The following is a 13,803-nucleotide window of genomic DNA, read 5'->3' as shown; positions in this document are numbered from 1 at the left end:
TGCTTAATATATAAATGATAATAATTCTCATTTTAATATTAAGCCAGACAATCGACAAGCCTAAAACGCGTCTGCGGCGCTCACAAACAATGCGGCCACCTCATCTTCGGTCAAGCCATACCCCCGGCCAGGCCATGAAAAAGCCCAACACAAGGTTGGGCGCAAGGCTAGCCGGTATCCGTACTTAACCGCTGTAGACCATGGCTGCATCCAGCAGTCGGCTTTGCTGGCGTGGAATAGCCTGTAAGCCCGGCAGCGCGTAGTTGAGGTCGCGCGCACGATAGGCTTTCATATCGGCAATGCTGATGATTTTAAGGCCGTGTACGCTGGCAAATTTGAATAAGTCGGGTCGTCTGGCCATGCTGCCATCGTCATTGACGATTTCGCATAACACGCCGACTGGCTGCAAGCCGGCCATGGCCGCCAGATCATGCGCGGCTTCGGTATGGCCGGGCCGCTCGAGCACACCGCCACGGCGGGCGCGTAGCGGGAAGATATGGCCGGGGCGGTGAAAATCATCGGCCTGAGTGGTGGGATCCGCCAGCTTGCGCAGGGTTAGGGCACGATCCGCTGCTGAAATGCCGCTGGTGGTGCCATATTTGTAATCCACACTCACAGTAAATGCGGTGCGGAATGGATCAGCGTTGTGTGTCACCATTTGTGGCAAGTCCAGTGCTTGCAAACGTTGTGCGGGCATGCCGACGCAGACCAGACCACTGCTGTGTTTGACCAAAAAGGCCATTTTTTCAGTGGTGATTTTTTCGGCGGCGATAATCAGATCACCTTCGTTTTCGCGGTCGGTATCATCGACCACAATCACGAATTCGCCGTTGGCGATGGCTTGAATGGCGCTAGCGACCGAATCAAATGGTTGGTTTTTTTCTAACATACACAGTCCTTTTACTCACGCGGTCAGGCTGAGATTCAGTACCCTGGCCGCATTTTGATAAAACACTTTTTCGAGCACGGCATCCTTGAAGCCCAGTGCCGCAAAATCAGCGATGGTTTGTTTCATGGGGCGGAACGGATAAGAGGTGCCAAACAGTAACTGGTCGCCCAGAAACTGGTTGGCGGCCTGCACATACAGCTCGGCGCCGGGCTGGAAAATGTACATATCCGGCACCAGGTACAGATTGGGGTAGCGGAAGGCGGCACCGACAATCTCGTTCACAAACGGGTAATAGCCGTGAAAACAAATAATGTTCAATTGGGGATATTTGCGCGCCAGCCGTGCCACCGCATTCGGGTGCGCATAGTCGAGATCCGGTGTGGTCGGACCCGACATCACGCACACCGGCACGCCATACTGCTGGCACGCGTCATACACCGGGTCAAACAGCGGATCATCCACCTGCCGCGCAGGCTTGCCAAAGCCCGGCTCAATATTGATGGCTTTAAAGCCATAATGGTGTATGGCTTTTTCAATCGCGGCCAAGGTGCTGTCTACACCGCGACTTTCAATATCCACCGAGCCCAAGCCGACCAACTTTTTGCTATGTTTGACCAGATCGGCAATCTGCTGGTCATCAATGGTGAGGTCTGGCGTTTCACGGCCGACCACCACTGCGAGGTCTATGCCGGCGTCGTCTATTTCCTGCAGATAGCCCTCAACAGTGTACGAACGTCGAAAATGCTCGGGCTCCAGCGAACCCACGCGCTGATTCAGCCATTTAGCCGTCTCATAGGCAGGCGTGTTGGGCGTGGCACCAAAAAAGTCATGCAAAAACGCAGGACGGTTACGTAAATCAATAATTTTTTGTTTCATATCTATTCTTTAGTGATGGAAACACTTAAGCAATGAGTGAGCGGGATGAAGACCAAGGCGCACGACACGCAGAAACCGGAATGTACATGGCGTACATGGGGATTTTGAGTACCGCGCAACGCCGTTATTCGCCCGCCTAGCTATGGATCATGTGTTTCCTATGAGTAAAAGCTAGGGGTGGGATACTGCCCATTCAGCACCCACTCGCCTAACTCCTTGAATTTGTAATCCACCGGGTCATGCAAGGTATACACTCGCAAATTCCGCCAGAAACGGTCCATGCGCAGCTTGGCGGTGGTGGCACGGGCACCCGCCACCTCAAAAATACGCGTGGTCACATCCAGCCCGGCACGGGTCGCCTGCACTTTGGCCGAAAACACGGCCAGCGCCACTTCTCCGCGTTGTGCGTCATCGAGTGACAGTCCTTGCTGCCAGGCCGCATCGAGCAATTCGGCAGCATGGTCGGCCAGCACCGATGATGCATGTAATCCTGCCCAAAACTCGCCGTAATGCAGCAAGGTATAAGGATCCTCATACACACTGTTTGCCAACGAAGCAGACCAGACCCGGCTGCTGCCACGGGTATATTTGGCACCCTCGGCCAGCGCCCCTTCGGCAATACCCAGGTAGATATTGGTAAAAATCAGCTGGGCCACCAACGAACGCAGACCGGCAAACGACGAACTGAGCGGACCAGGCTGCATGAGCAACTCATGGTCTTCCACATGGAGCTGGTTAAATTCTGCACTGCCACTGTCGGTCTGGCGCTGGCCGATGTTGTCCCAATCACCCTTGAGCGTAATCCCTGCGCGACTGGTCGGCACCGCAGCCACCAGAAATTTGCCGCTGCCTTCTTCTATGGCAGACACGATCAGGAAGTCAGAATCCATGGAGCCGGAGCAAAAACTTTTTTGCCCGTGAAACACATAGCCGCCGTCTACCTTACGTGCCACCGTACGCTGGTCCAGCGGATTGAGGGCATTGCCCCACCACAGGTTCTGGTGCGCAGTGAGCTTGAAATAATGCTGCCACTGCGTCTCGCTGCCATATAAACGGATAGACGCCAGCATCAAAAACTGGAACGCAAACACCTGTGCAATTGAGCTGTCGACGCGGGCAATCTGGCGGATGATGCGGTAGGTCTGCGCCCAGCTGGCGCCCAAGCCCCCGGCCTGTTGCGGTAGCCACAAACTGAGCAAGCCGCTATCCCTTACCGCCTGCCGCTGCGCATAGGGCGTCCCTCCTGCGACATCGCGTTCAACCGCGGTGAGTGCCAGATAGTCGCAAAGTTGATCGGCGCGCTGTTGCGGTGTGCCGTGAAACAAAATGCCATGCCCCGCTTCAGCGGCGGGCGGGCGTAAATTCAGAGCCAATGTCATCTTCCCCCCTACGCAGCATGCTTAACAGATTGGGCTGCGCCAAACGGGCCGGTGAGATTGGTCGTAATGCTAACCTCATGTGGGGCCTGTTGCTGGAGCGGCAAAAGCGGGAACAATAATTCAGCGACACGGTAAGCCTCCTCCAGATGTGGGTAGCCTGAGAAAATAAAATAATCAATGCCCAGCGCCTGATACTCTTTAATGCGGTCAGCCACTTCTTGCGGATTGCCCACCAGCGCAGTCCCCGCGCCGCCGCGCACCAGGCCCACACCAGCCCAAAGATTAGGCGAGACTTCGAGCTGGTCACGACGACCATGATGCAAAGCCGTCATGCGTTTTTGTGCCACAGAATCAAAATTGGCCACTGCGGCCTGTGCTGCTGCGATCGTGTCATCGGTGACCTGCGAAATGAGCGTGTCTGCGGCTTGCCAGGCTTGCTCGCTGGTTTCACGCACAATCACATGCAAGCGGATGCCAAACCGGATATGGCGGCCTTTGGCTGCCGCAGCCGCGCGGATGACTTTGATTTTTTCGGCCACGGCGGCAGGCGGTTCACCCCAGGTTAAATGCACATCAATATGCTCGCTGCTGAGTTTGATGGCGGCCTCGGAAGCACCGCCAATAAACAGTGGCGGATAAGGTTTCTGCAAGCTACCGGTTGGCAAGCTGGCCCCCTTCACGCGTAAATAATCGCCTTCAAAATCCACGCGCTGCTCGCTCAGCACCGAACGCCAGATAGACAAGAACTCCTCAGCCTCCGCATACCGCGCATCATGATCGAGAAAGCTGCCCTCGGCCTGCTGTTCGGCCGGGTCACCGCCCGCCACCACATTAATCAGCAGCCGGCCGCCCGAGATACGGTCCAGCGTCGAGGCCATGCGCGCTGACACCACCGGTGAAATAAACCCTGGGCGCGTGGCGACTAAAAACTTGAGCTGGCTGGTTTCATTGATCAGCGCCGAAGAAATGACCCAGGCATCTTCGCAAGAGCGGCCAGACGGCACCAGCACACCGCCATAACCCAGCCGGTCAGCCGCCTGGGCAATCTGTTTCAGATAAGAAAACGTGGCTGGTCTGGCGCCCTGGCTGCTGCCAAGATACCGTTGATCGCCATGCGTGGGTAAAAACCAGAATATTTGCATCGACTACCCTTTACAACCCATTCAAAAGAAATAACAGCTTGAAAAGTGCAAAGTCCATGCCACAAATAAAAGACTTTTAATTCAATCACTTAAAAAAATTATTTTTTTGATTGCTGCAAAATCAGCAACTTGTTCAGCAGTGCTGCTGCGTTTGCAGCACCCTGCATCGATTTCAGCAGGCGGATGTAGAGCAGTGCCATTTGCATACCTCACGCAGCAATAAGCAACCACAAGTCCTCCTTTTCTTAACCCCATGATTTGATGGCATTTATTGTTTTAACCCGTCATCTCATGCCTGCGGTAGCACGACCTCGGCCTGATTGGCATGCATTCTGCTAATTCAGACGGGTAATTAAATCATTATTTCTAATGAGAGATTTATTTATAACTTTAAAGAATATGAATAGCGCCATTACTTATTGGCACGAAATTGCAGCCTGGATTACTGTATCTGGGCTTAACTCTATGGAAAGACAGTGAGATCCTCACGATGGCAAATCTATTAGCAAACGATTTTTATGCGACTGAACACGACACGCAGTTTGAGCAACAGCGTCTGTTAACCATGCCGAACTCGCGGGCCATGTCGACATCGATTCGAGCGACCGCGCAGGTGTTTGAAGATCCGAAGTCGATCGCCTTGCTTAATCGCATCAAGCAAATTGCCCCCAGTGACGCCAACGTCTTGATCATTGGCGAAACTGGCACGGGCAAGGAGTTGATTGCCCGCCATGTGCATGCCTTGAGCTACCGTAAATCCAAACCATTTGTCGCGGTGAATTGCGGCGCGTTCTCGGAAACACTGGTCGAAAGTGAATTGTTCGGCCATGAAAAAGGCGCGTTTACCGGGGCGGTCACCGCCAAAGCCGGCTGGTTTGAAGAGGCCAATGGCGGCACGCTGTTTCTGGATGAGATCGGTGATTTGCCGCTGAGTCTCCAGGTGAAACTGTTACGTGTACTACAAGAGCGTGAGGTCGTACGGCTAGGCGCGCGCAAACCAACCCCGATTGACGTGCGGCTGATTGCAGCGACCAACGTACGCCTGGAGGAGGCCGTGCTGGCTGGTAACTTCAGGGAGGATTTATTCTACCGTTTACGCGTTGCGCACCTGGAGCTGCCAACCCTGCGCAACCGGCCCGGCGATATTTTGCCACTGGCAGATTATTTTGTTGGCGAATATACACGGCGGTTGGGCTACGCCACCATCCGCCTCGATGACTCGGCCAAGCAAAAATTATTGCAACATAGCTGGCCAGGGAATATCCGCGAACTCGAAAATGTGATTCATCACTCCTTGCTGATTTGCCGCAACAATGTGGTGCGCAGTGAGGATTTACATTTGTCCTCGATCTCGCTACACCGACCTAAAGCAACACTGCAGGCCTTGCCCAGCGAAGCAGATACTGACTCGCTGGAAGCGTCGCTACAGCAGTTGTTTGAAACGGGCAAAGCGCAGCTTTATGACTATGTGGAAGACACGCTGGTACGTGCCGCCTATCAGCATTGCCACCATAATCAGGTGCAAACCGCCAAGCTGCTGGGCTTGAGCCGCAATGTGTTGCGCGCCAAGCTGATTAAAATGGGAGCGATCAATGCGCTTAAATAAGCTTGCCTCTTTGCAAACAGCGGCCATCGAAAGCGGCAGCCTGCGCTGGAAAGCCAGTGCTCACTTACCGACAGAATATGGGCAGTACCGTTTACACGCGTTTGTTGATATGCACAGCGGGCAGGAGCAGATCGCACTGGTGCTCGGTGAGATCAGCGGTCAAGCCAGAGTGCTGACCCGCGTGCACTCCGAATGCCTGACCGGGGATGTGTTTGGCTCACAGCGCTGCGATTGCGGCGAACAGTTCAAACGCTCGCAGCAACTGATTCAGGCGCGTGGCAATGGCATTATTCTGTATCTGCGCGGACATGAAGGGCGCGGCATCGGCATCAGCAACAAGGTGCAGGCCTATGATTTGCAAGACACCGGCTTGGATACGGTGGCGGCAAACCTCGCCCTGGGCCTGCCTGTAGACCAGCGAGCATATGATCATGCCGCCAGTATGTTGCAGCATTTTGAGGTGAAGTCGATTGAGTTACTGAGTAACAACCCGGATAAGTCGCGCGCCCTCACCCGGCTGGGCATCGCAGTGGAGGCCGTGACGCCGTTAGAGATCGCAAGCAATCCAGCCAATGCCGACTATCTGGCGACCAAAAAGCACAGACTGGGGCATCACCTGAGTTTAGTACCTTAGGCTAGACGCTCAAGCGTTGCAACAGCTGCTTGAGTGTGGCCTCGATGGGCTGGCGCACGGCGGGTTGTTCTAGCAAAGACGGCAGCGGTGCACGCTGCAGGCGTGCCTGCAAATCCTTAAGCTGTTGCTGCAACTGCTGCAGTTTTTGGGGATCGCGTTGTGGCGGGATTTCAAACTCATTTTGGCTGCCATAGCCTTCAAACAGCAAGGTTTCTATCCCCACCACCAAAGCCAGAATACGGTCACCGCCAAACGCTTCGTCGAATGCCAGGTCTATCGCGGCCATGCCCTGCAAACGGCGGATCGCTTCAAACTTCCAGTTGGCCTTGCCTTCAAATACCCATTCCGTCATTTCGCGCGGCCCAACCTGCGTGCTTTTCGCCAATTCCTCTGGATGTTCGGTATAGAGCTGCAACATCAATGCCCGCAAGTCATCGGTATGCTCACTCATGGCTTGCTTGGGGCTGATCTCTGCGCGCTGCGCCGAAGAGGGTACCGCTTTTTTTACGGTGCGCGCTTCCGCCTGTGGCAGAGACAGCATTGCCCACAGGCCGATCACCCATACGGAAAGCCTGAAACAAGCACACGCCCTGAAGACTGCAGAATTCACCAACATGCCCGCCCTTTCACCGCCAATCAAAGGTCACAGTGTAATCAGCCGCAGTTGCGTGGGTCTTGGGAGATTTTCCTTTTTACAGTCACCGCCAGGCAAGGGTTGGGAATATGCTTGTCAGAACAGGCCCGAGGTTGAATGCGCAACTGGCGAAAGCAGCGGCGAAGGCAATTGTTCAAAGGCCTGTACAGTCAAAGGTTTGCTAAAAAAATATCCCTGGTATTTCATACAGCCCTTGCTATGCAGGTATTCGAGCTGCTCTATCGTTTCCACCCCCTCAGCAATCAGGGTCATTTTGAGATGCTTACCCAGATTCACCAGCGTATCGACAATCGCCTGGTCACTTTCATTATTCAGCAAGTCGCGCACAAAGGATTGATCAATTTTTAATTGCTCAAATGGCAGGTGCTTCAAGTAGTTTAATGACGAGTATCCGGTGCCAAAATCATCCAGCGACCAACTCATGCCAAATGCCTGCAATGCGCGCATTTTCTGGATCGTATCGTCTACTTCGTTTGCCAGCATGCTCTCTGTGAGCTCCAGTTTAATCTGGCCGGGATTGGCGCCGCTGCGCGTTACAATCTCCTGCACCTCTTGCACAAAGTCGGGCTGGCGCAGCTGCGAAGTGCTCACATTCACTGCAATACTCAAGTGGGACAAATGCGGATGATCAGACCATTTCACCAACTGCGCACAGGCTTCTTTTAATACCCAATTACCAATCGGCAAAATCAGGCCGGTTTCTTCCGCGGCAGTGATGAAAACACCAGGCGGGATCAAGCCCTGCTCAGGATGCTGCCAGCGTAGCAACGCTTCAGCGCCAAAAATATGACCCTGGGCATCGACCTGCGGCTGGTAATGCAAACAGAAATGCCCTTTGGCGAGCGCTTCGCGCATATCCGCGTAAAGCCCGCTACGCAAAGTAATATCAGACTGCATCACAATCAAGGCAATCCCTAAAACGCCTAAGGCGGCCAGATTATTCATCCATGCCCCAACCGCCCGAATTTCAGGATTTGCAATCAAAGATGCCTGGGTAATGCCAATGTCAGACGAACCAAAAATCAAACATCCCAACAGCATGAGCAACGGAAAAATCACGCGCAGATAAATGCCTTCTTTACGGAACACCAGCGATGATCCTGCGGCAATCGGCAGATAGTACATATGCACCGAGCGGACCACCCCGTGCAGAGGCACATCAAACACAGAAATCACAGAAATAATCAGCGCCAAGCCATGCGCCATAAAAATGGCCGCCAGGCGATCCCGGCCCGCATTGATCATGGTCACCACAAGCATGCTCAATATCACCAGGGAAAAGTTAAAGGCCATTAACAGCCATTTGGCCTGCCATAAATAGTAAACACTCCAAGCACCGCCCAGAATGATGGAGGCACAGGCAGCAATCGCCAGTAACAGTTTCACCCGCAGTTGATGCGGGTCTTGGGCAAACTGAAAAAGCTCGCCTTTAAAAAGTTTGGCAACCAGTCTCAGTTGTAGAGGAGTGTTTTTAAAGTGTGGCATTAGGCGCGCCTGTCATCCAATTGACCATTGCCAATCCACCACAAACGACTGCGACAGCGCAGTGCAAGCAAGTCATTTCTCTTTAGTAAATGGTCGATCATAAAGCCCTCAGCGGCGGATACCCTCAATGGGCGAAACAGCACGCAGGCTTTGCCGAGACGGCATAAGCCCAGCCCACACAACACACTACTTGAAAGAACTTGATACATTAACCCTTGCGGTAAATGGTAGCCCCGCTGTCATCAGCAACTGCTTTTAGACCGGAAGCTTTGCGTCCCTGCTTTTCAGCAGGTTTGCCTTTTATAATGGTACTTAACAATAGGTGACAAGTTCATCAAACTTTGTAACGGTTGTCAATCCTCTCGACATTCAATACTGTATGTTTGTCATTAAAAAGCCGCTGACAAATCTTTCTCAGCAACAATCATGCATTTTATCTCTGGCAAAAGGTTCGATTGGCAATCTACCGATGGATAGATTTCACTGTCACTCATGTGCCAGCGGGGGCAGTTTTCGAATGTTTGCAACAGCCTTCACACTCGTTGGTTCAAGAGGATGATTCCAGGCGGATTGTATAAAACTGACTAACTGAGCCACCTCAGTATCATTCAAGGTATGTCTGAACTTTGGCATATTGAAGGGTGCCGCCACCCCTTGCGGTTTGAGTTGAGGCGAGCCATTCAAAATGACATTAATGAGTGATGAGGGGTCTGGATCCATCACAGCCGGGTTGCCCGCAAGCGGTGATAAATAAGGGGCAACGCCTTTACCCTCTTGTCCATGACAAGCTGCACAATATTGCTGATAAAGCCGGGCGCCAGGATAGGTTGTCAATGATTTGAACTGCGCCAATGTCGCACCAGAATTGTATTTATACGTCGTTTGACCTTTATCGTTTGTCCCTTTGATTGTTTTCAAGTAGCTAGCGATGCCCGTTAAATCCTGGATAGTCATGCCTTCAGTACTGTTATTAATGACCGTAGTCATGGTGCCAAAAGCGGAGCTATGCTGATTGGCGCCTGATTTCAGATACACAAGAATATCCGCCTCAGACCATCTGCCTAACCCGGTATTATGGTCCCCACGTAAGTTGGTGGCAGACCATCCTTCCAGGGTTTCTCCGCTTAAAAATTGATCCGATGCATGCGTCAGCCCTTTTTCCTGATAGGCAAAGCCGCGTGGCGTATGGCAAGCACCACAATGCCCAAGCCCCTGAACCAAATAAGCGCCACGATTCCAGCTGGCATCTTTTGAGGCATCCGCTTGGTAACCATGCTTATCTAAAAACAGGCTATTCCATATGGCCAAAGGGAACCTGTAATTCAATGGCCAAGGAATCTCATTCGCCCGGTTTGCTTGGCGCACCGGTTTCACGCCGTGCATGAAATACACGTAGAGGGCGTGAATGTCGGCATCACTAACTTTGGCATAAGAAGGATATGGCATGGCCGGATAAAGATGATGACCATCTTTTGCCACCCCTCGCCGTAGTGCTTTGGCAAAGTCGGACTCGGTATATTTGCCGATACCTGTCTCAGCATCAGGCGTAATGTTAGTGGTATAAATCGCACCCACTGGCGTCAGCATGGGCAGCCCGCCAGCAAAGGCTTTGCCATGGGGCGCGGTGTGACAAGAGATGCAATCGCCTACCCGCGCAAGATACTCCCCTTTTTTGATCTCTGCCGGATTGACGGCAAACACACTCAACGAAAATGTAAAGGTAAAGGCTGCGAAACCTATTTTCATCAAACCTGAGGCCATGTTCATGGTGACTCCTTATGCTTTTAGTTGATGCCCGATAGGTAGCTTGCGAATACGTTTGCCAGTCGCTGAGAACACGGCATTTGCCAAAGCAGCCCCAATCGCCGCAGTACCCGGCTCACCAATCCCCCCCGGCGCCTCAGCGCTTTTAATCAGGTGGACATCAATAGCGGGCGCTTCATTGATACGCAGCATACGGTAATCATTAAAGTTAGTTTGCTGTACACGCCCATGCTCAATGGTGATTTCGTTATATAGCACGGCCGTCAGGCCAAAAATAACGCCCCCTTGAATTTGCGCAATCACGGTATCTGGATTTACGGTCATGCCACAATCGACAGCAGACACGACGTGGTCGACTTTAACCTCTCCCTGATCATTCACGGTGACATCGACCACCATGGCCAAGAAACTGCCAAAAGCATGCATTACAGAGACGCCGCGACCTTGGCCTTTAGCTAATGGCTTGCCCCAATCACTCTTGCTTACCGCGAGTTGCAAGGCATTTTTCAATCTAGGCGTTTTACCGAGCAGATCCAAACGGTATTTCACCGGATCCACTTTCGCCAAATGCGCCAGTTCATCGATAAAACTCTCGACGACAAAAGTACCGCGTGTCGGCCCAACCCCCCGCCAAAATGCGGTGGGTACATCCCGCGGCTCTACCCGTACATAATCCACATACAGATTCGGTAAATCATATGGCGGCTCTGCCGACACTTCCACTGCATCCGGGTCTACCCCGTTTTTGACTAACGGGGGCGCAAAGCGGGCCATGATGGATGAGCCAACAATACGGTGTGACCAAGCGACCGGCTTGCCGTTAGTATCCAATCCTGCTGAGATACGGTCAAAGTAATAGGGGCGGAACATGTCATGTTGAATATCCTCTTCCCGCGTCCAAATGACCTTGACCGGCCCCTTTACCTGCTTGGCAATTTTGACCGCCTGCACGACCCCATCAAACTCTAGCCGTCGGCCGAAACCACCGCCGATGAGGAAATTATGCAACCTGACCTTTTCAACCGGAATGTTGAGCGTTTTGGCCGCCATGCCTTGGGCAAACGTCGGAATTTGCGTCCCTACCCAGAGATCGCAGCCAGAAGCGCTTACCTCCACAGTGCAATTCATGGGCTCCATCGTTGCATGTGCTAAAAAGGGTTGCTCATACTCTACACTCAGCGTTTTATCCGCTTTTTTGTAGGCGCTGGTGGCATTGCCTTGCTTTTTAGCCACGGCGCCCGGTTTCTTGGATGCCTCACGCAGATCATTCACCAAATCACTGGTTTTTACCGCAGTGCTTTTACCTTCATTCCATTGAATATCCAGTGCGCCCAAGCCGCGTTTGGCGGCCCAAGTATTCGTGGCGATCACAGCGACCGCATTATCCACCTTGACCACTTGCAGCACACCGGGCATTTTCAAGGCGCGGCGGTCATCTACGCTTGCCAGCGTCCCGCCGAACACAGGACTGGTAGCGATCACTGCAAACTTCACATTGTCAGGGTGTGCATCGATACCAAACTTCGCCTGGCCATTTACTTTATCAGGCGTATCTAATCGCTTGGCAGCAGTGCCAATGAGTTTGAAGTCTTTAGGGTCTTTAAGGACGACATGCTTGGGCACAGGCAAGGTGCTGGCCACTTTGACTAATTCCCCATAACGCAGTGTTCGTCCGGAGGCATCGTGGTAAACCACGCCAGATTTCGCATAACAGGCAGATTCGGCCACTTTCCATTGCTGTGCAGCCGCAGCAATCAGCAATGACCGGCACACAGCACCAGCCTGGCGCATGGGCTCCCACAAGGCACGGATGGAAGTTGATCCGCCCGTCACCTGCGCTCCGAGCAGCGCATCGGCATACAGCTTTTCATTCGGGGGGGCATGTTCCAGTTTCACAGATGGGAGATCAACCTCCAACTCTTCTGCTAACAACATGGGAATAGACGTATAAACCCCCTGCCCCATTTCCACCTTGGGCATGATCATGGTGACCTCGCCCTTGGTATCAATTTTGATGAATCCATTCGGGGCGAGCACATCCTTACCGGTTTCCAGCTCGCTATAAGGTTGGGTTTGCTTGCTTTGACTCAATGCAGGCAAACTGATACTCAGCAGCATCCCGCCAGCAGTCGTCGCACTCACCGTCGCGGCAATTTTAAGAAAATCACGTCGCGGTGGATTGGAAACCGTATATTTGTCGGCCAAGCCCTGGATAAGCCCTTGTGACATAACTAGACCCCTTCCTTAGCAGCCACCTTGATAGCTGCGCGTATACGTGGATAAGTGCCGCAGCGGCAAATATTACCGGCCATGGCGGCATCAATTTGCGCGTCATTCGGGTGAGGGTGCTGGTCAAGCAGCGCGCAAGCAGACATGATCTGGCCCGACTGGCAATAACCACACTGCATCACTTCCAGATCTAGCCAGGCCTTTTGCACAGCCTGACCTGCGGAGGTTTCCCCAATCGCTTCTATGGTCGTAATCTTCTTGCCGCCAACAGCCGAAATGGGCAATACGCAGGAACGCGTTGCCTGACCATCCACATGAACTGTACACGCGCCGCACTGCGCGATGCCACATCCGAACTTGGTTCCGGTCAAGCCTATGATGTCTCTGATCACCCAAAGAAGAGGCATATCAGCGGGTGCATCCACTTGGTGGGTGGTGCCATTAATATTCAGGGTTGCCATCTATGGCTCCTTCCTTGAAAACGTACGACTACTTGTGATTTTTATTATGAAATACGATTATTCATTGAAATAAATTAATTCACGAATAACTCAAGAGTGAATTAATTTAAACCCCGAATCAAGTATAAATTTATGAAATTCTTGCCTAAAACAATTTTACTTTTTGGTTTTAAATTGCCTATTACGCACCATCAAGACGTTAAATACGCTCCAAAACCGATTAAGTTTGGCAGCCTCCTAATCAGCATAAAGAGTCAAGGGGCTCGTGCGAAACCAATCATTCTTTTGCCTTTCTTGAATATGCTTAGCTATAAAAAAAGCCCTGTAAAAACAGGGCCCTATCCAATCTTAATCAACAATTTTTACTCTTGCCAGTCTCAGAACGATTAGCCGAAATCATAAGTGTAACTTCCGGTTTTTAAAATATACATTTTATTGAATACTCGGCGTAGTTCTGTTTAAAAGTAATTGACGGGATGCCTTTTATGCAGTGAGGAATCCAAAACAGCGGTTACTTCGACCACCATTTTTTGATCATTTAGCTCCCCCCCAAAGCCTGGGGTGCCTTGTTTCGAATTACCAAAATCAGTTATCTTTCCCACTTGCTGAATCGCCACCAATTTACTAGACACCTTTAAGCCGTAATAATGGCAATAAAAGAAAGGTGCAGTATGAGTGGTAAA

The 13,803-nt window shown here is 52.0% G+C and carries 12 protein-coding genes and 1 riboswitch; of the genes, 2 read left to right on the top strand and 10 right to left on the bottom strand.

What is annotated here, in order from left to right:
• Positions 1-184: 184 nt before the first annotated feature.
• From ribB to ssuD, 4 genes are all read right to left on the bottom strand, one after another.
• Complete coding sequence (gene ribB, locus ACT53D_RS14155; protein ID WP_476156831.1) at positions 185-889, bottom strand: 3,4-dihydroxy-2-butanone-4-phosphate synthase; 705 nt, start codon at positions 887-889, stop codon at positions 185-187.
• 15 nt (positions 890-904) lie between these two features.
• Positions 905-1,765, bottom strand: a complete 861-nt coding sequence (locus tag ACT53D_RS14150) for an amidohydrolase family protein (RefSeq protein ID WP_476156829.1) — start codon at positions 1,763-1,765, stop codon at positions 905-907.
• A gap of 158 nt (positions 1,766-1,923) precedes the next feature.
• Complete coding sequence (locus ACT53D_RS14145; protein WP_476156827.1) at positions 1,924-3,144, bottom strand: acyl-CoA dehydrogenase family protein; 1,221 nt, start codon at positions 3,142-3,144, stop codon at positions 1,924-1,926.
• 8 nt (positions 3,145-3,152) lie between these two features.
• A complete protein-coding gene (gene ssuD, locus ACT53D_RS14140) occupies positions 3,153-4,286 on the bottom strand; it encodes an FMNH2-dependent alkanesulfonate monooxygenase (RefSeq protein WP_194749550.1) in 1,134 nt (377 codons plus the stop codon).
• Positions 4,287-4,851: 565 nt separating this feature from the next.
• Between ssuD and ACT53D_RS14135 the strand changes: the two genes are divergently transcribed.
• Entirely contained in the window at positions 4,852-5,892 is a 1,041-nt protein-coding gene (locus ACT53D_RS14135; protein ID WP_228518946.1) for a sigma-54 interaction domain-containing protein, read from the top strand.
• Positions 5,879-6,526, top strand: coding sequence for a GTP cyclohydrolase II (ribA, locus tag ACT53D_RS14130; RefSeq protein WP_476156825.1), 648 nt, complete (start codon positions 5,879-5,881; stop codon positions 6,524-6,526). Before ACT53D_RS14135 ends, ribA begins: the two co-directional genes overlap by 14 nt.
• 1 nt (position 6,527) lies before the next feature.
• Here the strand turns inward: ribA and ACT53D_RS14125 are convergent, their stop codons facing one another.
• The 6 genes from ACT53D_RS14125 to ACT53D_RS14100 all read right to left on the bottom strand — a co-directional run.
• On the bottom strand, positions 6,528-7,142 hold the full coding sequence (locus tag ACT53D_RS14125) for a hypothetical protein (protein WP_476156823.1): 615 nt from the start codon (positions 7,140-7,142) through the stop codon (positions 6,528-6,530).
• A 114-nt stretch (positions 7,143-7,256) separates the two neighbouring features.
• Positions 7,257-8,666 (bottom strand): putative bifunctional diguanylate cyclase/phosphodiesterase, encoded by a 1,410-nt coding sequence (locus ACT53D_RS14120; protein WP_476156821.1) that lies wholly within the window; start codon positions 8,664-8,666, stop codon positions 7,257-7,259.
• 223 nt (positions 8,667-8,889) lie between these two features.
• A riboswitch (cyclic di-GMP riboswitch) is annotated at positions 8,890-8,974 on the bottom strand.
• Positions 8,975-9,152: 178 nt separating this feature from the next.
• Entirely contained in the window at positions 9,153-10,433 is a 1,281-nt protein-coding gene (locus tag ACT53D_RS14115; protein ID WP_476156819.1) for a c-type cytochrome, read from the bottom strand.
• A 9-nt stretch (positions 10,434-10,442) separates the two neighbouring features.
• Positions 10,443-12,659, bottom strand: a complete 2,217-nt coding sequence (locus tag ACT53D_RS14110) for a xanthine dehydrogenase family protein molybdopterin-binding subunit (RefSeq protein ID WP_476156817.1) — start codon at positions 12,657-12,659, stop codon at positions 10,443-10,445.
• Positions 12,660-12,661: 2 nt separating this feature from the next.
• Positions 12,662-13,120, bottom strand: coding sequence for a (2Fe-2S)-binding protein (locus ACT53D_RS14105; protein ID WP_194749556.1), 459 nt, complete (start codon positions 13,118-13,120; stop codon positions 12,662-12,664).
• A 458-nt stretch (positions 13,121-13,578) separates the two neighbouring features.
• A partial coding sequence (locus ACT53D_RS14100; protein WP_476156815.1) for a hypothetical protein occupies positions 13,579-13,803 on the bottom strand: 225 nt, incomplete at its 5' end.

It is taken from the genome of Methylophilus sp. DMC16, assembly GCF_056314045.1.
This window is presented reverse-complemented; position numbering and strand designations above follow the sequence as displayed.